Genomic DNA, 17,262 nt, shown 5'->3' on the forward strand with positions numbered 1-17,262 from the left:
CGTGGTCATGGCCGCAGCGAACTCACTTTGGAAGAAGATTTATAAGCAAAAGCGACCGTGGAAAAAACATGCTTTGCTGATGTTGCTGGTGGGGGCGATCTCTGCGCCATCAAGTTATTACGTGTTGCATCGTTTCGAAATTGGTATTGACCCTCAAAATAACCAGTGCTTACCCCCTTACCGTATTTATCTGGTAGATAAGCACGACACTACCCCCGTTAAAGGCACTACCTTTGCTTTCAGTTCGAAATACATGGGTGAGTCAGGGAAAGGCATCAAAATGGTGGACGGGGTCGGTGGGGATGCCATCTCTGTGAATGATGAAGAGACCACAGTAAATGGTTCGATGGTCGGTGAAGGCCTAGCGCTTGCCACAGAATCAGGTCACACCCCTCAAGAACTTACTCGCAATGGAGTTATCCCTGAGGGTCGGATCTGGCTTATGGGCCGAACAAAACTCAGCTTCGACTCTCGCTACTGGGGATCGGTGCCGGAAACACAAATCATAGGAAGGGCCTACCCGATATGGTAATCCAACTAAAAGTCACGAAGTTTCGCAAAGCTCTCATCGCATTGGCCGTGTTTAGTAGCATGGCCTATTCTGTCAGTGCGGCATCACTGCCTTTGACGGATTTACCCTCTCGCCCTGCTGAGGTAACGGATAATGAGAAGGCCGATATTGATAGCCTCATCCGTGTAGCAAGAGAGCAACAAAAAAATGAAGAAGCTAATGCAAAGTCAGCGCGTGAAAATAACCGCGAAATGCTTCGAAAAATGCCAGAAACGCGTACTGACAATGAAATGATAAGTGACACTGTCACTGGCGCAATTGCAGATGCTGACGTTGCGGACGGTAAACAAAACAAAATGGCCGGTGATTTTTACTATGTGCTAGTTTCTGCATCACTGTCTGATAAGGAAATTAAAGACATGATGACCGACTACGATGGCCGCAGGGATGTCTCGTTGGTTATTCGTGGCGTTACTGATAAAGCAAAATTAATGGACGAACTCACTCGCTGGCAACAGCTGGTGCTCGACTCCGGTGCAGAAGTGACAGTTAATCTGGATCCGGTCATCTTCAAAGATAATGCCGTTACCGCAGTTCCAACCATCATCCATGAGAAAGATGGTGAGTTTGTAGCCAGCGTATCTGGCATCTCGAATATCGACTTCCTGAAGGGTAAAACCGGTAAGCTGGGTACCGCAGGCCCTACGAAAGAAGTCGTGGAGCGCAGCCTGCTGGACATGATTGAAGAAGGGGTTAAAAATCTCGACTTTGAGCAAATGAAAAAAGACGCTTTGAACAACTATTGGCCTCGCCAGCGCCAGGAATTTGAAGTGTTCCCGACAGTTAAGAAGCGCGCAACCCACACCATCGATCCTACGGTAATCATTCCCCAAGATATTGTCACGCCTGAAGGGGTTGTCGTCGCTAAAAAAGGAAAGGTGAATCCGTTAGATGTGATTCCGTTCGGCCAGAAGCTGATAGTGTTTGATGCCAGCGTGCCGTGGCAGCGTGACTTTGCGCGCCATGAGTACGAAAACACGGAGCCAGGCATCAATCCCATTCTGATCACAACGAACGTATACGGTGATGGCTGGGATACGTTCAAAGATGCAGCGCAGCATTACGGTGAGAAAGCCCGACTCTACATGATCCTGCCAGGTATGTCTGAGCGCTTTGGTATTGAAGCGGTACCCAGTATCGTCACTGCTGACAGAAAAGTATTCATCATCAATGAGTACCCTGAAGCCAACTATGCTAATAAGGTGGCAAAATGAAATCCTTACACAAAAAATTAAAATCATTCAGTTTGCACCTAATCGCTGCCACGGCTGTTTCCTTATGCTTTGCAGGCAATGCAATGGCTGATAAAACAGCCGAGACTGCGCCTGCGGTGAATGAGGTATGCCGTGATAATCAACTTCTTTCCTTCAAGCTTTTTACCGACGTATGCTGGGGGTGTATTTTCCCAATCAAGGTTGCAGGAATTACAATGGGCCCCTCCGGTAAAGTGCCAGACAATGCCGCTAGTGGTATGGCGTGTGCTTGCCAAGACGGTCTTGGGGTGTATCACCCAGGCGTGCTGACAGCTATGTGGGAGCCCCGCAAAATCATCGAACTAACACGCACGCCAGGCTGCATGTCTTCGCTGGGAGGGGTTAACCTTAACCTCGGCAATAACCTTCAGTACGGCATCCAAACCGACGGCGGTGATGAAGAGCGACGTAATAAGTTTTCAATCAGCTTCTATAACGCCCACATGTACGCTCTTCCTCTGTTGCGTATGCTTGACCTGTATTTGCCGGGGCAATGTACTGCTGACCCGTACAGTGACTTTGATGTGGTTAGTTTCTCTGAGATTGACCCAACCTGGAACAACACAGCTTTGGCTTTCTTCCAGAACCCGGAATCGGCTGCGGTTGCAAACGTCGTGGCACAGCAAGCTTGTGCATTAGAGGCAGCGGCTCAATTCGCGGGGAAACAACCAATGGACTCGCTTTGGTGGTGTGCGGGCTCTTGGGGAGGGCAATACCCATTGACGGGATCGGTGCGCAGTATGGACACGACTCGAACAACCAGCTTGGCCGGTATTCGCGAGCTTGCTGTTGAACACCGTCGTGGTTTGGCTTACCGGACTATGGGGAATGATACAGTCTGCCGGTCAAAGATCTACCCGACCTTACCTAAGCAGCAATACAAACTGAATATGTTCAGTCCGACACCTGAAACCAAAGAAGGCCATGAAGTCGGTGAATCCCCATATCAGTGGCAAGGTGGAATGTATCGCTACCCCACAGGAAAAGGCCAAGACTCAACATACATGATCTATCAATGGATGGATTGCTGCCGAACTATTTAACTCGCAGTTTTGATTGAATCAGACCCTTGTATATCTACAAGGGTTTTTTATTACCACCCTATTTGTGGAGTTACCGTAATATCACATTCTTTTGAAGAACTTTGTCTGCATGAATCTTTCAATTTTTCAAAAGCGATTATGTATTCTTCAGCTGGCTTATACCCTTTAACCTTTGCTTTATTAATCAGAAAAATACCGAAATCAACATCTTTGGGAAATCCAGCACCATCTATATACATTGTTCCTAATGTAAATTCCGCCCTGGCAGAGCCTTGACCTGCGGCCTGGTGAAACCAATATCCTGCTAACCGATAGTTAACCTTACCGTTTTTTCCGAAGTAATAATGTAACGCAAGGGATTCCTGGGATTTAAGATGGTTTTGTTTGGCAGCTTTAAGAAATGATTGTTCTGCGAGGTCGAACTTACCCTCGTTCGAATACCGCCAACCTTCTTGATACAGATTTTCAAGATCGTTCGTGATTTGCGTGTGGGGGGGATTTGTATTTTGTTGCTGTGTATTTGCACCTAGGGCAGGAAGGCACAAGGAGAAAGTTAGCAGAGCAATGGCTGTCTTCTTCATAGAAACCTATTTGTTATTTTATTAATTAAATCAAACAGAGGATGCGAAGAACGTTAACAAATATTTCACTAATTGCAAGCAAGCGCATACAGAAAAGGCAGGTGGGTGGCCTGCCTTGGTGAGGGGGCTTGATGAGAGGGTAATTACGCTTCGGTATGGCTTTCGGTTTGCGTGGCTTCAGCTTCGCTTTGCTCTTTGTTCGCTGGGCTCGCAACATCTGCATTCTTGCCATTATTGTCGTTCAGTTCTTCGACAGTGGCCGATGCGTGCCGGTCAAGGGTGTTAACCATGTTGCGAATACTGTCGCGCAAGCGGGTTTTATAGTCATCCACTTCATCCTGATTAAACAGGTTGTTCAACCACAAGCGATCAAGCAGCGTTATCAGCTCATCGAAGCTACGGAACAAACGCACTACACGCATGGCATCAGGAGTACGTACTCGAATGCTGTAGTCGCGCGGGGCCGTATACGAAACCTCTTCAATACGACTCGTTCCAGAAGCCTCGGCCTCTTCAAGAACTTTAGTCAGCGTTGAAATGCCGAAGCTAATTTCTTTTTCTGGTCCCGCCAGGATTTCACTCACGGCTTTTTTGGTGCGGTCAATCGCCCCTTTTACACCGAGGCGTTCCAGTCCGGTGCTGTTAATGGTCAGATTAAACAGCGCCTTTGACATCAAATTGTAGTGGCGTTGCTGCATGCGAATACCTTCTTGCGTTTGCAGCTGGAACGGTACGGTGATCTCCGGGTTAGAGTATTCGCGGCGTTCGCGTGTAGGTGCCTGCCCTTTGTTTTGCGTAGGCTCCGGCGAACGTGTACGGTTGCCACGGTTGTTACGTTTGATTTGACCCTGCTTTGCGTTATCAGTCACTTTAGCCTTCTCTGTAGTTGCCATGATTTATCCTCACATTTAGTCGCATTTAAGCCTGACTATTTAGTCATACGAAAACGGTCAAGTCATGGGAAAAGGCCAGCATTTCGCGGAAGAAAAACAGTTCTTGATTTGACTGGTTATCTGAAGTAGGCTTTTGTAACAGCCTAGCTGATGGCCTACTCTCTTCTCAGCATAACTTCAAACGCGAACCCGTAACTTCGGTGTGAATATACCACCGCCCCCTGGTAGCCTAACTGGCTTTCCTCACGGGTTTCGCACGCCTAAATCAGGCCAGAGCATCTCTGACGTGTTCTTGTTCTTTGAACAAAACATGTCACCTTGCCGCCCTAGCAAAGGGTATTTTTGGATCTCAATCCAAACCAAAAAAATTGTTAACTTCCTCTTATCTCAACTCCTGCGTTTTGTCTGTGTCCGGACTTCGTTTTTACGATGTCTGTCGCTTTGTTTACATCCATTGAATCCTCACATTTCAGGGTGTTTCTCTGTGGCCGGACTTCGCATATAAATTTATGGTGAATATTATGTCTTCTTTCGAATTGCAAGGCTTTGTTTATATTGGCATGTTCCTCTCGTTGTTCTGGCGTCCTAAGAACGCTTCGTTCGTAGTGCCAGCTGGCATTGCTTTTTATATTTTCACGGCTGGATTTGTGCAATCCACTATTCCTTTAATCATTGCCTGTGGCTGTCTGACTCTGTCAGCTGTTGTTCTGGCTGTTCAAATCATGTCTCGTTTCTCTACTGAAGATGACGAACTTGATGAGTCTGACGATTCTGATGATTCCACCACTTCAAGCGCCAAGCGTCCTTCTCGCACTGTTATCACTGAGCACGAAGGTAAGTTGGTTTCTTTTGGTATGGCTCATTGGAAAAATGACCGTTCAAACGATATGTCCTTCTATGTTGAAATCGAAGGGCAAAATAAAGTTTGGGCTATTGGTCTTAAAAAAGCTGTCGAGAATTCTGGTGCTAAAATTGGTGACACTGTTGTTTTCTGGAAAGACTCCGAAGTGCGCACCAGTAAAGCTCAGGTTCTTGATCGCAAGGGTAATGTGACTGGTTATCGCGACCTTGAAACTGACAAACGTCGTGGTCTCTGGATCATGGAAGTTGTTAGCTGATATTCACTAATCTCTCTTAAACAAGCCCAGATTCCTGGGCTTTTAACTATTTTAAATCTATTAATTTCAAGGTGATTTATGATTATCATTAATGCTTCCACGTTCGAAAACTGTATTCGTTGTGGTAGTCCTTGTCAGTTGGAAGGCTTTGATGCTTCCCGCAATACCTATACCCTCAATTGTAATGATTGTGGATGGCATTGCTGTCACCATGAAGGTGCTGATGATTGCCCTCTTTGTATCAGTCAAAATGATGATATTGCACTTCGTGAATGCGGCGTTAAAAACCGGACTGAAGCTATCAAGTTGATGGCCAAAGTTAAATTCATGTTGGCTTCAGTAGCATGCAATATTGGTAAGAATCGATTGAGAAAAAAAGATCGTTCACGTCTAGAAGACGCATTCATGATCTTTGTCCATCTGGATGGAACGAGCTACTCCAATAGCTTTACCTATCGCGCCACCCTGGACTTCATTCATCGTCGATACCTTCAATTAGCTGCTGCGTATCATTGAGTTTCGAATGTTCTTCTATCATTTTTCATCTTAACCTCCCAAGAAACCCAGCCTATGCTGGGTTTTTTTTTGCCTTTCGATTGACCCTTACGCTCCTATCGCTTACTCTGTTCTGGCGATTACATCGCATAACTTCCGGCAATAGCCCTTAACCAAAACACCTAATTTCGGCCACCAGCGCCTCTACGAATGAATCCCGCATTCATTCTCACGGCTTTTTCATGCCTACAAAACAGAATTCGACAGCCCGGTGCCCTATAAGGCTCCGGGCTTTTTGCTGCTCGTCGAACCGGTGTTTTTCCTCACGCTGAGGAATATCAGTGCGTCCAGTCACTCTACTGGGCATTGCAATACCCTTAACTTCCCTTCCTAAACAGACTGTACCTGAGATTTAACCTCAGGCTAGTCAGGCCTTTCCAGGCATAAACTTTCTAAATATTTTAAATCTATTAATTGAGGTATTAACTATGTTCTCCAAAGCTAAAGGTAAAGTAGCGATCGACCCTCGTTATACTCCCGCTAAAAACGGTAATGACTCTGTCATTTTTTTCCGTTTGGGTTGTGAAATGAAGATCAACTCGCAAAAAGTGATTGAGTTTTTCCCTATCAAGGCTTTCGGTAAAGTTGCTGATTTTCTCCACAATACCATCAAGAAAGACTCTGAGATCTCTATCGAAGCTATCGCTCGCACAGCTCGCTATGTGAAAGATGGTTCCGATGTTCAGCGTACTGAGTTCCATGCATTCTCCGTTCACGATATTGCGACCAACCTGGTCGTTGATACGCGAATTAATGATGCTAATCCTCAGTCTTACGTTGCTCCAATCACTGCTTCGACACCAACTCAACAACCACTGCGTTCGCCTGAATTACAGGCGCGTCTGGATGCTGAGTTAGTTGTTCAGAAGATGAGTTATGACGAAGTGAAAACGATCGGTAACAAGTTCCGTGCAGCACTCCAGCAAGCACAGAAAAGTGCCGCAGCCAAGAGAGAAGCCAAACAACAGCCGCCCGCTCAACAACCTACCGTTAAGCAAACTGTGACAGCTCGTAGCAGTGCGATCTTCGTACCTTCTACAAAGCCTACCGTCACAGACCAACTCATTGCAGCTCGTGCAATGGTTAGTAATGGCAGTTATTCCGATATGCGCGGTTAATACTCCGCAGTAAACGCCACTCGTTGAGTGGCGTTTTCATATCTGTTTGGTCAATTTTTAAATCTATTAAATATGAGGTACTACCATGTCTTATTCGAACAATGCCCGTCGCGCTTATGACAACAATAACGCGAAAAGAGCCAACACTGACATCACGGTCAGAGTTGACACAGTGACCCGTCACATGATGACTCTAGGTAGTCAGTTTGAAAAGGCTGCAATGCACCCACATATCTCTTTCCAGAGAGAGTGTGTGTTTGCCAAGCACATCATTAACAACAGTGACTATCTCACTGGTATTGCGTTAACTAACCCGCGTTCTTTCGAGACTGCGTTTTTACAGTTAGCGAGTTCCGGTTTGACACTCGACCCTGCACAGAAACAGGCATATCTGGTTCCACGCAATAATCGGGTGATCTTGGATGTCTCTTATCTCGGCCTGATCAAAATGGCTACAGATGAAGGACTCTGCCAAGACATTGTTGCTGAATTGGTGTTTGAGAATGATGCAGTATTTAAGCCACAAGGTCGTCGTAATAGTCCGATCCATGAGTTTGACCCATTTGCTAGCAAAGGGGATTTGATTCTGACGGTGACGGATAAAGGTACCTTAGGCGCTCGCGGTAACTTCCGTGGTGTCTATGTGGACTTTCTCATGCGAGATGGCCGCAACCTCGTTTACTTTGTAACTGTTGAAGATTTAGCCGCTGCTCGCGCAGTTTCTGAATCTTGGAAAAAAGTTGATAAAAGAGCATTATCTCCGTGGACAACATTCCCGTGGAAAATGGTTCTGAAATCCGCCCTTAAACAAACCGTTCATTTAATCCCAGGCAACCGAACTCGAATCAGCGCAGTGATTGATTATCTCAATACCTACGGTGAAGAAGGGTTCAAGTCTTCCGCTCATGTCCCTGTTGAAGCTGCTGCTGCTGAAATGGCTCAACGTCAAGCTGCTCAGGCTGCTAACAATGATGTTGCTTCATCTCAGCCTATTGTTGCTGACGACAGTGTTATTGAGGGTGAAATTGTTGCTCATGATGACGTCGCTCCCCCTGCGCAATCGGCCCAACCCGTTGAGAAGGCATCTCAGCCTGCGTCACAGGAAGCTCAGTCAGCTCCAGTTGATGTTCAACCCAAGTCTGATGCGGGTGGATCTCAGCCAGAAGAACTTCAAGTTCCGATGTCTGAAATTCCAGGTGTTCGTCAAAGCAGTTTCAAACGAATTGCGAAACTCGTTACCCGCGCAGAAAAAACGCTGGCTTACGAAACCATGATCGCCGAACTGAAAGACGCATTTTCTTTCAACGACAGCGAATTGGCTTACGCAAAACGTCAATTGGAACAATCGCGCCGTGACCTGCTCAGTACGAAAGTTTCTGAGTCAGTTCACATGTGTGATTTTGGGATCGCAAATGACTTTGTTAATCGTCTTGCTGACGGGGAGTTTAAAGCCAGTGCAGCCCAGTGGGTTTCTTCTGTTGAAGCTGAAACTAACTCCATGCAAGTGCTCTACTCTCAAGCTCTTCAGTCCGGTCAATTCGACGAACTTGAATCTGCCTTGAATTCAGTCAAACACAAAGGTCTCAAAGAGATGTTGTGCAACCTGATTTCAACAGCTAAAGCAGCATAAAACATAACCGGCATTTATTGCCGGTTTTTTAATTTTATAAATTTATTAATGGTGATCGTATGTCTGATTCAATCTGTGAAATTGTCGATATTGAACAAGGAACTCCAGAGTGGCACAAATGGCGTAGAACAGGTGTTACGGCAACATGCTCCCCAATTCTCTTGGGTGCGCCTGGAGCTATGAAAACGCCTTATCAGTTATACCTTCAGTATGCAGGCTTGCTTGCTTCTGAAGATCTATCTGCGATTAAGCAGGTGGATGCCGGTAACAAACTCGAAGCGCTTGCGCGGTCTTACTGCGAAAGTGAATTGGGGCAAATAGCCTCACCCTTTTGCGTTCGACATGCCAAGTACCCGTTCATGATAGCTTCGCTTGATGGACAGCTCGATGACCGTTCTGTACTGGAGATCAAGAATCTCTCAGAGAAAAAACATTTAGCTATCCTCGAACAAGGTTCAGCCTCGCCGGAATTTAAATATTACTTCTGGCAGGTGCAGCATCAGTTATTCGTAACAGGTGCCCCGCAAGCTTATCTTGTTTTCTGGTCCGCTAAAGATCAGCCGAAGATTTTCCTTATCAAACCTAACCAGGGCGCTTTCACACGTTTGTTTGCTGCATGCAAAGAGTTCTGGGAACGTTTAAATCAAAAGGTAGCTCCGGCTTTTGATAAACAGCAAGACATCCTGCTGGTTTCTGATGCCGATATTCTGGCCCAAACCAGTGAATTTACTGCTCCAGATGATCTCTCTGCTCGTATCGCTGACATCCGCCGTCAAGTTGCGAATGTCCGCGCCAAAGAAGCCGAGTTTGAAGCCGTGAAAGCCCAGTTGTCTAATCTTGAAGAAACGCTTAAGGCGTCGATTCAAGGTCTTGCAACAGGTCTTGGTTTCAAAAGCACAGACCCTGTCCGTATTGATGGGTTTGGTTTTCGCTATCTGGAAAGTAAAGTCAAAGGTCGCACTAACTGGAAAATGATCGCTGAGCGTCTTAATGTGACTGCTGAGCAATATCCGGACTGTGTGACTCAGGAGTCTCTTCGCTCCAGCCTGTCTGTCTATGAGTATGAAGCTTCCCCAGAGGACAGCGTTTATATTCCACCTGAAGCCATCAAACCTGTTGTGGCAGAAGGAGATGCACTCACCGGTGTTGAAGACAATGCCTTGTTGTTGTTTTAACTCTCTCACACCCGACTTCGGTCGGGTTTTTTCTTGTTGACCCAGCTGTAAGAATTGATTATTGTAGCGGTGCGGTACACACCGCCTAACTTCTGGCAACCTGCCCCTAAACACCTAATTTCGGCCATATCGCCATTCTGAATGCGTTTACTCTCATTCACACGGCACACGCATATCTGTACCAAATTCGATAGCCCGTTGCTTTTTAAGCAGCGGGTTTTTTTATGCGTCGAAAACGGTGTTTCGTTCTCAAGCTGAGAACAACAAGTGCCTCCAGTCACTCTACTGGAACTTTGCAATACCTTAAATCTCGCCTCTTTTCTGAGGCCTTAAACCTTTTAAATCTATTAATTTTAGGAGTCTCTCCATGTCCATCGTTAATCTGACTGCATATAAAGCATCCGACGCACAACGCGAAATGGGTGTGATTGATGTTGAACGTGACATTTCACAAATCATTCGTGAAAAACTCTCGTTCAATGACTGCCCCACCGTTTCGTTAATGCAGCAACGTGCCGACGAACTAGCAGATATCGCTTTGCTGCTGTGTTCCCGTCACCAGGCTGAAGGTGTTTTGGTTTATGCCAAAACCTACTTTATGCCAACCCTGATCACCGCGCTTTCCGAGCGTGGTATTACGGCGTTTGCCACTTATGCACCTAAGTCGATTGTCTGTGAACAAGGACAAATGAGTAGCCGGTATACACATTCCAATCTGGTTTGCTGTTCTCCTGCTGCTTAATTCGACGACTCTTCACTTTTAAATTCCCTAACTCTTTTAAATCTATCTAAATTATTGAGGTAATACATGTCTACTTTTAACACTACTCTAGCTGCTGATACCCTGGTTCGTAACGTCGCAATCTCTCCGGAATTATTCGGCGTTGTCATTCCAGAACACATGAAAGCGCAGGTTAAACCGTATGCTGGTTTCGCTGCGGATAATGCATTCAGTGCTGCCATCCCTAGCCGAAATGATCATTACGTGTTTGAGCCGTCTCTGCGTGCGTCTGTCCTGATGTGGATTAACTACCCTCAGGGTCAGTCGCTGTGGATCTCCGGCCCTACAGGCTGCGGTAAAACCAGTATTGTTGAGCAAGTTGCCGCTCGACTGAACTGGCCTTTGATGAAAACAACAGCTTCTCAGGATTTGGACATTAATAGTCTTGTCGGTGGTCTTCGTCTCGTTTGCGACACAATGACCGGTGATACCCGTACAGACTTCCTTTATGGTCCTCTGGCACTTGCTTACAAATTTGGCCTCATTTTCCTTTTGGATGAATACGACCAACTTGACCCAAGCTGTGCTAACGCTTTTAACGCGATCTTAGAAGGTGGGAATCTTGTTATTCCTGAAACCAACGAAGTGATCAAAAAGCATCCTAACTTCCGTTTTGTCGCTACAGCCAACTCGATCGGCCAAGGTGATTTAACGGGTGTCTATGGTGGTGTAAAAGTGCTGAACGTCGCGAACCTCGATCGCTATATGTTCATCAACGCGAATTACATGCCAAAAGACGTTGAAACCTCGTTAATCAAGAAGTTCATTTCAGATGAAGTGCTCGCAGGTAAGTTTGTTGAAATCGCTAACATCATTCGTAAGTTGTTTGTCGGCAGTGATATCGCTGGTGATTTTAATCAGTCCAATGACAGTTCTTCTGTCAAGGTATCCGCTGTTTCGCCAGACACGCGATTGTCTGTTACGTGCTCTACTCGCTCGCTGATTGCCTGGGTTGAACGTTTCTCGCTGATGAATAAGGCCAAAATGCCTGAAGCTCTGCAAGTTTCCTTCGACTTACAAATCGGTAACCGTGCCGGTGCTGATGATAAGCGTGCTCTGCATGCCATCCTCAAAGCGGTATTCGGTTAAACCTTGTTAACACCTCTCTAAATGCAATTCTCTAAATAAATAATGGCCCATTTCTGGGCCTTTTTAATATTTTAAATTTATAAATAAAAGGTAACTAATATGTCTACGAATAACCAAACTCACACTCAAGTTTTAGACCAATTAATCCTGGTTTCTCTTTCTGAGATTTCCTGCATTAGCGGCCGTAAAAAGCTGCAACGTCAAGACTTAGGTGAAAATGCCGAACTGCCACCAGAAGTCATGGTGTCTCTTGGTTCTAAGAAAGTGATTGACCCGCAGTTGATTAACCCGTTTGAACGCTTTAAGAACAAGGCTAAGAAAGCTTGTTTGTCCTACGGTGTTGCTTTCATGGGCGGCTATGCTGTCCCAACGGATAAGGTCAATGCACTCATCGATGAACTGAAGGATGTGAAGCAAGAGTTTTATGACTACAAAAAAGAATTTTTGAAGGCTGATTTTAATGGCTGGATTAATTCATTTGAGGAAAAGTATCGTGCAATCCTTGTGCGCGATGCCGCGATTGATATCGGCTATATGGATTCCCAAATTCAATTTGGGTTTACTGCGATTCATATCACTCCTTATGGCAATGCCATCATTCAAGATGGTTTTGCAAGTCAGGTAAAAAGTCTGGCAGATGAAGTCTATGAAGACGTTGCCTCCGTTGCTGACAAGTTCTTAAAGAACCTGAATAGCAAAGATGCAATCAGTCAACACACACTGAATCCGCTACGTCGTTCTGCTGAAAAACTTCGTACTCTGGCGTTTATTGACCCCAGTGTTGAAGGTCTGTGCGAGTACATGTCTCAAGTGCTTGATAACTTACCTTTGACAGGCAAAGTTACCGGTCAAGACTACAACAATGCATTATCCCTTCTAAACAACCTCCGCGATCCACAAGCTGCTAAGTCGTTTGTATCGTTGCTTTCAAATCCGCAAGCTGATTCTGGTTTGGATGCCTCTTTGGTTCTCGACGCCTCTTTTGAGTTGCCGACTACCGATTTGGTTTCTCCACCAGCACAACCTGCTTTGGAAACAACACCAGCCACTCCTGCTGACGTGGTTCCACACACGAACGCATTCGCTGTTGCTGAAACGATTGATGATAGCTTCTTGGCCGACCTGCCACTCGACTTGCCTCCGGCCGGTCCTGTTGCAGACCCGGTTGTTACAGTGGCTGATACGTCAAGCACTGTTGAAGTTAATCAGCCTGCTGGTTCTGTTGAAGTTGTTGATGATAGCGCGCTGCTGAGTTCTTTCGTCGTTCCTGCTGCCGCTGTCGATTTGAATGCCCCGGCTTCTGCTACTCCAGTTAATCTGGATTTTGCTGATACCGATTCAGACGATGGGATCATGATGTTCTAAATCTAAGGCCCCTTTACGGGCCTTTTTTAATTTCCTAAATATGGACTTGGTTATGCAAAAGTATCTTTTGTGCAACAACGAGTTACTTGTTGAGTTTAGTAAATACGGTGAGCAGCTTCCTATGGCTTTTGCTGTGTTGTTTGGTAATACCCTGCCCTGGCTTGGTGTTTCTGAAACTGATTTCGACATCCTCCGTTTAGGCCCGTCTCACTCTCTCTACCGCTTTACCTGGCAACAGGTACTGCAAAACGCCTCGGTGACTTTGGATAGCAAAACGTTTTTTTTACGTTTGGCTGACAACGGTGACCTTCGCACCTGTTTGAAACGTCCTTAACGACTCGTTTTCGTCCTTTTAAATTTATATTAAATCTATTGTGAGGTAAGTATGGGTATTTATAACTCTCTGCCCGTCGTTGCACGCGCCCTGAGCGATCAGCTCGGAGTGAATGTAACTGTTGGTGGTTCTACGGCTTGTGCTTCTCAGCAAGGTTCTTCATTCACTATCAACATTCCTTTCTATAAGGATGCTGAAAAATTGTCTGACGTCCTTCTGGGTTATTTGGTTCACGAAGCTGCGCATGTCAAATACACAGAATTTCCGATTCTGAAAGAAGACATTCCTGCTCGTGCCAAACAAGGCTACAACCCAAGTGTTCTTGGTAAGTTGGTAAACATAACCGAAGATCTTCGTATTGAACGTGCGATAGGTCGTCGCTTTCCCGGAGTGCCTTCATTTCTCAAAGCGTTAAATCACTTTGTTTTTAATGAGGACACGAAACCAACTGATGATCCTGCTGTAGCATTTATCAACGGTTTACTCTTGTGTGGTTTCAAACGGTATCACGCACTTAACATTCCTGTTGATCAAGCCCAATCAGACTTCATTCGCTTATTCGGACAAAACATGTTTGATACAGCGATGGACATTCTCGGTTTGGCGATTAACGCGCCTTCCATTGCCGACTGTCTGGATATTTCCTGTCGTCTTTACGATCTTGCAGTAGATGCTTTTAACGATAATCAACAAGACCAACATGATCTGCCTCCTGAGACCGGTGACGATTCACAATCCGAACCAAGCAGTGATAACTCACAGCCTGGCGAAGATAATGATAGTGCTGACTCTAATGTAGATGCTGGCGATGGCTCTTCTGACGGTCAATCGTCTCAAGGTACTTCCGCTCAGCCTGGTAATGAACCTGAAAATGGTGACAGCCCTGCTTCTGGCAGTGATGTTTCCACCAGCGTTTCTACCAGCTCAACACCGTCTAAATCAGACCATTCAGACCCTTTTGCCAATGTCACTGATGATAATCTCAACGAGGTTATTAAAGGTGCTGGTGAACGCTTGAATGACTGTATTAAAGACAACGTTTCTCCAAGTGAACGCACACCTGCTGCTACCCCGTTCGGTATTGCTCCGGCTAAGCGTCACGCAACCAGAGAAGCTTCGGTTCTCCGAGGTGTTCAGGCTGCGTCTGGCCTTCGTCAGTCAATGCACGGGCTACTACAAGGTATGCAACAAACTCGTCGTACACACAAAGAAACGGGTCGTGTTATGGATACGCGTCGGCTGACTTCGGCTCTTTTAGGAGAAACCAAGTTATTCCGACACAAATCTAAAGCTGTTGAGTTCAACTCTGCCTTTACTGTTCTGCTTGATTCAAGCAGTTCATTGGGTTCTGACATGGTTGAAGCTGAAGCCGCTGTTGTCTCCTTGCTCTTTGCGTTGGACGGCATCAAAGGTGTTTCGACTTCGGCCTATCATTTCCCACATGCCACCGCAAATAACGTTGGCTTGCTAAAAGCGCGTGAACAAAGCTTCCGGGCTGCGGTTAACGCTAAGCAATTTGGTATTAGCGCAAATGGTTGTACGCCACTGGAACAAGCTTTATGGCCTGCGTTCAGTGACTTGCTAAATGCGCGCGCTGATCGCCATGTCATGGTCGTGGTCACTGATGGTAAGCCCGATAACTCCGGGCCTGTTATTCAGATGGTTAATGACGCGAAAAAAGAAGGTGTGATTGTTATTGGTATTGGCTTCGGCGGTGCTAATTCAAACATTATGACTTCTCTATTCGATGATACTGGTGTTGCTGTAGGTTCTGTCTCTGCCCTTCGCGGAAAGCTTCTCGAAGTCTCCCGCAAAGCTTTAACTCGTTAATTTTAAAACCTTCCTAAACAAATCCTTAGCCTCCTGCTTTGCATGAGGCCGGGTTTTTAATTCCTAAATTTATTTTAAATCTATTAAAGGTGATCAAAATGACTATGTCCAAAAATGCATTTGCTCATGAAAATCAGCTGTCCTTCAACGAACTGTTTGAAGCTGACGACCGGACTTATGAAGCAATTTGCGCTGCCAAAGATGATCGTTATGAATTGCGTTATTCGCAACAGATGGCTTACGAAATTATTCGTGACTCTCTGTACATCATGACGGCCCCCAGAAGCAACGTTGAACAGCGTGTTGATGAAATTCTCTGGATCTTCTCTGATAAAAATCAGTCGGATCTGTGCTCTTTCACTAGCTGCTGCTTCTTCGCCAAACTGGACCCAGAAGAGACTCGTATGAGTGTTCTGCATCGCTGGAAGCATGACCTGGCTGAACAAGATCGTTTAATTCAGTCGAACCACTACGATGCGCCATCAAATATGGACTTCGTTGAATCACAGCGTCGCGGTTTCGAAAAATACAAGAAGGCGTTCTATCACTACTACCCGAACGAAGCTGCTCGGAAGTGTGCATAACCGCTTAAAGAATAACGCTGGCATTTGTCAGCGTTTTACTTTCTCTTGGAGATATTCATCATGGCTAAATATATTAATTTTGATACTTCTGTCGTTGAACCACAAAGCGGCTTTACCGTTGAAATGATTGATGACCTCATTGGTTACGTGCATGGCAATTCACCAAAGCGTAGTGTTAGTTTGTTTGAAAACCTACCCGTTTTTGAAGAGTCTTTCGTGATCAATACGTACCACCCAATGGCCCCGGATTCACTAGAAATACACTTCTTCCGTGATGAGACAGGTAATTGGTGGCCGTACATGACCGTTGATGCACTGTGTTTAGTGCATACGTTAACGACATACGGCTACGGTCTGATGGGCTCAGAGGGTTAAGCAATGCTGATACCTTATGTGTCTTTCACATCAAATAAACGGTCATATTTAATCCGCGAAACCTCAATTTCTCAGTCCTGGCCTGATAGTCGCCATGCTGATGTTGAGACCTTTGTGCTCTCTACTGGCAAAGTGCTTCGCGCCACCAACATTAAACGTTTTAACTTCATCGATATTGCTGCACATCAGGATCCTATTCCTGTCACAGTAAACGATAATATTAACTTCTGAAAAGCAAAGGCCCCGTAGCGGGCCTTTCGTTTTGGTGAACTGTATGAGTGCTTGTGCATTGATTGAATACAATAACGCTTCCGCGAAACTGCGTGGCGTTGTCGTTCCGGGTGATGAAGCTTGTATTAAATATGCTTTATCACGTTGGGCAGTGATTGCATTTCGTATCCGCAATACAGACGACAAATTCACCCGCATACCGGTTGAGGATTGGATGGAAGGCATTCAGGCAACTGTTAGCCCCTCCCCTGCTCGCGAACGCATTCTGGCCGCATTGGCTCGTTGCAAGCCCGGTATCTTTTAATTTTCTAAATTCATAAATCTATTAAAGAGGTACGTATGTCTCATTCTGTCGAATTGAGCATTTACGGATTCGTATCTGAAAAGATGCGCCTTTGGCCCACTTCTGATGTTCAGGAGCAAGCTGACTTGGCGTTAATTCATTCCGATATGTTAACTGTGAAATTGCTTAACGATCGTGGACTTGGCATTGCCAATACTGCGTTTGGTATTAATCAGAACGAATCCCAGGTATTAAAGCTGGCGACTCGTTTTGCGTATTGTTGTGCATGTGGCCGTTTCTCCGACCCTAGCCTTGACCTTCTCAAAAAAGAGATAGTCATGCTTGGCCGGAGTTTGTGTTCCAGGTTCTTCGACTCAACGATGGCTGAGGCTGTTCGTTTCGTGGCACATGAGCCCGAGTTCATGAAAGAACAATGTGTTTGGTAATCCTTAC

20 protein-coding genes are annotated in these 17,262 nt (G+C 45.7%); 18 read left to right on the forward strand and 2 right to left on the reverse strand.

Annotation, left to right across the window (positions count from 1 at the left end; genetic code table 11):
• Positions 1 to 7: 7 nt before the first annotated feature.
• From lepB to LG402_RS21600, 3 genes are all read left to right on the forward strand, one after another.
• Positions 8 to 532, forward strand: a complete 525-nt coding sequence (gene lepB / locus LG402_RS21590; protein WP_042847239.1) for a signal peptidase I — start codon at positions 8 to 10, stop codon at positions 530 to 532.
• Complete coding sequence (locus tag LG402_RS21595) at positions 526 to 1,785, forward strand: TrbC family F-type conjugative pilus assembly protein (protein ID WP_191901260.1); 1,260 nt, start codon at positions 526 to 528, stop codon at positions 1,783 to 1,785. The genes lepB and LG402_RS21595 overlap by 7 nt, the downstream gene beginning before the upstream one ends.
• An 83-nt stretch (positions 1,786 to 1,868) precedes the next feature.
• Entirely contained in the window at positions 1,869 to 2,867 is a 999-nt protein-coding gene (locus LG402_RS21600; RefSeq protein ID WP_144139479.1) for a TraU family protein, read from the forward strand.
• A 50-nt stretch (positions 2,868 to 2,917) separates the two neighbouring features.
• Here LG402_RS21600 and LG402_RS21605 read toward each other — a convergent pair whose 3' ends face one another.
• Both LG402_RS21605 and LG402_RS21610 read right to left on the reverse strand, forming a co-directional pair.
• On the reverse strand, positions 2,918 to 3,448 hold the full coding sequence (locus tag LG402_RS21605) for a tetratricopeptide repeat protein (protein ID WP_042847238.1): 531 nt from the start codon (positions 3,446 to 3,448) through the stop codon (positions 2,918 to 2,920).
• Between the two features lie 143 nt (positions 3,449 to 3,591).
• Positions 3,592 to 4,341 (reverse strand): AcaB family transcriptional regulator, encoded by a 750-nt coding sequence (locus tag LG402_RS21610; RefSeq protein WP_052219379.1) that lies wholly within the window; start codon positions 4,339 to 4,341, stop codon positions 3,592 to 3,594.
• Between the two features lie 560 nt (positions 4,342 to 4,901).
• Between LG402_RS21610 and LG402_RS21615 the strand changes: the two genes are divergently transcribed.
• The 15 genes from LG402_RS21615 (at position 4,902) to LG402_RS21685 (ending at position 17,255) form a co-directional block, all read left to right on the forward strand.
• On the forward strand, positions 4,902 to 5,459 hold the full coding sequence (locus LG402_RS21615; protein WP_196053748.1) for a hypothetical protein: 558 nt from the start codon (positions 4,902 to 4,904) through the stop codon (positions 5,457 to 5,459).
• 78 nt (positions 5,460 to 5,537) lie between these two features.
• A complete protein-coding gene (locus LG402_RS21620) occupies positions 5,538 to 5,975 on the forward strand; it encodes a hypothetical protein (protein ID WP_042847236.1) in 438 nt (145 codons plus the stop codon).
• Between the two features lie 467 nt (positions 5,976 to 6,442).
• Positions 6,443 to 7,132, forward strand: a complete 690-nt coding sequence (locus LG402_RS21625; RefSeq protein WP_052219378.1) for a single-stranded DNA-binding protein — start codon at positions 6,443 to 6,445, stop codon at positions 7,130 to 7,132.
• 85 nt (positions 7,133 to 7,217) lie between these two features.
• Complete coding sequence (locus tag LG402_RS21630; protein WP_042847235.1) at positions 7,218 to 8,762, forward strand: recombinase RecT; 1,545 nt, start codon at positions 7,218 to 7,220, stop codon at positions 8,760 to 8,762.
• Positions 8,763 to 8,821: 59 nt separating this feature from the next.
• Complete coding sequence (locus tag LG402_RS21635; RefSeq protein ID WP_052219377.1) at positions 8,822 to 9,937, forward strand: lambda-exonuclease family protein; 1,116 nt, start codon at positions 8,822 to 8,824, stop codon at positions 9,935 to 9,937.
• A gap of 367 nt (positions 9,938 to 10,304) precedes the next feature.
• Complete coding sequence (locus tag LG402_RS21640; RefSeq protein WP_042847234.1) at positions 10,305 to 10,679, forward strand: hypothetical protein; 375 nt, start codon at positions 10,305 to 10,307, stop codon at positions 10,677 to 10,679.
• Positions 10,680 to 10,745: 66 nt separating this feature from the next.
• Complete coding sequence (locus LG402_RS21645; protein WP_042847233.1) at positions 10,746 to 11,807, forward strand: AAA family ATPase; 1,062 nt, start codon at positions 10,746 to 10,748, stop codon at positions 11,805 to 11,807.
• Between the two features lie 99 nt (positions 11,808 to 11,906).
• Complete coding sequence (locus LG402_RS21650) at positions 11,907 to 13,172, forward strand: DUF3150 domain-containing protein (protein ID WP_052219376.1); 1,266 nt, start codon at positions 11,907 to 11,909, stop codon at positions 13,170 to 13,172.
• Between the two features lie 52 nt (positions 13,173 to 13,224).
• A complete protein-coding gene (locus LG402_RS21655) occupies positions 13,225 to 13,506 on the forward strand; it encodes a hypothetical protein (RefSeq protein ID WP_042847232.1) in 282 nt (93 codons plus the stop codon).
• A 201-nt stretch (positions 13,507 to 13,707) separates the two neighbouring features.
• Entirely contained in the window at positions 13,708 to 15,336 is a 1,629-nt protein-coding gene (locus LG402_RS21660; RefSeq protein WP_227336989.1) for a VWA domain-containing protein, read from the forward strand.
• 98 nt (positions 15,337 to 15,434) lie between these two features.
• Positions 15,435 to 15,920 carry a hypothetical protein gene (locus LG402_RS21665; protein ID WP_042847230.1) on the forward strand — a complete coding sequence of 162 codons (486 nt, stop codon included), beginning with the start codon at positions 15,435 to 15,437 and terminating at the stop codon, positions 15,918 to 15,920.
• Positions 15,921 to 15,980: 60 nt separating this feature from the next.
• Entirely contained in the window at positions 15,981 to 16,295 is a 315-nt protein-coding gene (locus tag LG402_RS21670) for a hypothetical protein (RefSeq protein WP_042847229.1), read from the forward strand.
• A gap of 3 nt (positions 16,296 to 16,298) precedes the next feature.
• Positions 16,299 to 16,526, forward strand: a complete 228-nt coding sequence (locus LG402_RS21675) for a hypothetical protein (RefSeq protein WP_042847228.1) — start codon at positions 16,299 to 16,301, stop codon at positions 16,524 to 16,526.
• 31 nt (positions 16,527 to 16,557) lie between these two features.
• On the forward strand, positions 16,558 to 16,830 hold the full coding sequence (locus tag LG402_RS21680) for a hypothetical protein (RefSeq protein WP_196738661.1): 273 nt from the start codon (positions 16,558 to 16,560) through the stop codon (positions 16,828 to 16,830).
• A gap of 35 nt (positions 16,831 to 16,865) precedes the next feature.
• Positions 16,866 to 17,255 carry a hypothetical protein gene (locus LG402_RS21685; protein WP_042847226.1) on the forward strand — a complete coding sequence of 130 codons (390 nt, stop codon included), beginning with the start codon at positions 16,866 to 16,868 and terminating at the stop codon, positions 17,253 to 17,255.
• The last annotated feature ends 7 nt before the right edge of the window (positions 17,256 to 17,262 follow it).

The sequence above is a fragment of the Proteus sp. NMG38-2 genome (assembly GCF_020640995.1).
In the GTDB taxonomy this organism is placed as follows: Bacteria; Pseudomonadota; Gammaproteobacteria; order Enterobacterales; family Enterobacteriaceae; genus Proteus.

Bases quoted from the DNA above. Each gene is read 5' to 3' on its own strand.
- lepB (WP_042847239.1), top strand. From the start codon at position 8: ATGGCCGCAGCGAACTCACTTTGGAAGAAGATTTATAAGCAAAAGCGA.
- LG402_RS21595 (WP_191901260.1), top strand. From the start codon at position 526: ATGGTAATCCAACTAAAAGTCACGAAGTTTCGCAAAGCTCTCATCGCA.
- LG402_RS21600 (WP_144139479.1), top strand. From the start codon at position 1,869: ATGGCTGATAAAACAGCCGAGACTGCGCCTGCGGTGAATGAGGTATGC.
- LG402_RS21605 (WP_042847238.1), bottom strand. From the start codon at position 3,448: ATGAAGAAGACAGCCATTGCTCTGCTAACTTTCTCCTTGTGCCTTCCT.
- LG402_RS21610 (WP_052219379.1), bottom strand. From the start codon at position 4,341: ATGGCAACTACAGAGAAGGCTAAAGTGACTGATAACGCAAAGCAGGGT.
- LG402_RS21615 (WP_196053748.1), top strand. From the start codon at position 4,902: ATGTTCCTCTCGTTGTTCTGGCGTCCTAAGAACGCTTCGTTCGTAGTG.
- LG402_RS21620 (WP_042847236.1), top strand. From the start codon at position 5,538: ATGATTATCATTAATGCTTCCACGTTCGAAAACTGTATTCGTTGTGGT.
- LG402_RS21625 (WP_052219378.1), top strand. From the start codon at position 6,443: ATGTTCTCCAAAGCTAAAGGTAAAGTAGCGATCGACCCTCGTTATACT.
- LG402_RS21630 (WP_042847235.1), top strand. From the start codon at position 7,218: ATGTCTTATTCGAACAATGCCCGTCGCGCTTATGACAACAATAACGCG.
- LG402_RS21635 (WP_052219377.1), top strand. From the start codon at position 8,822: ATGTCTGATTCAATCTGTGAAATTGTCGATATTGAACAAGGAACTCCA.
- LG402_RS21640 (WP_042847234.1), top strand. From the start codon at position 10,305: ATGTCCATCGTTAATCTGACTGCATATAAAGCATCCGACGCACAACGC.
- LG402_RS21645 (WP_042847233.1), top strand. From the start codon at position 10,746: ATGTCTACTTTTAACACTACTCTAGCTGCTGATACCCTGGTTCGTAAC.
- LG402_RS21650 (WP_052219376.1), top strand. From the start codon at position 11,907: ATGTCTACGAATAACCAAACTCACACTCAAGTTTTAGACCAATTAATC.
- LG402_RS21655 (WP_042847232.1), top strand. From the start codon at position 13,225: ATGCAAAAGTATCTTTTGTGCAACAACGAGTTACTTGTTGAGTTTAGT.
- LG402_RS21665 (WP_042847230.1), top strand. From the start codon at position 15,435: ATGACTATGTCCAAAAATGCATTTGCTCATGAAAATCAGCTGTCCTTC.
- LG402_RS21670 (WP_042847229.1), top strand. From the start codon at position 15,981: ATGGCTAAATATATTAATTTTGATACTTCTGTCGTTGAACCACAAAGC.
- LG402_RS21675 (WP_042847228.1), top strand. From the start codon at position 16,299: ATGCTGATACCTTATGTGTCTTTCACATCAAATAAACGGTCATATTTA.
- LG402_RS21685 (WP_042847226.1), top strand. From the start codon at position 16,866: ATGTCTCATTCTGTCGAATTGAGCATTTACGGATTCGTATCTGAAAAG.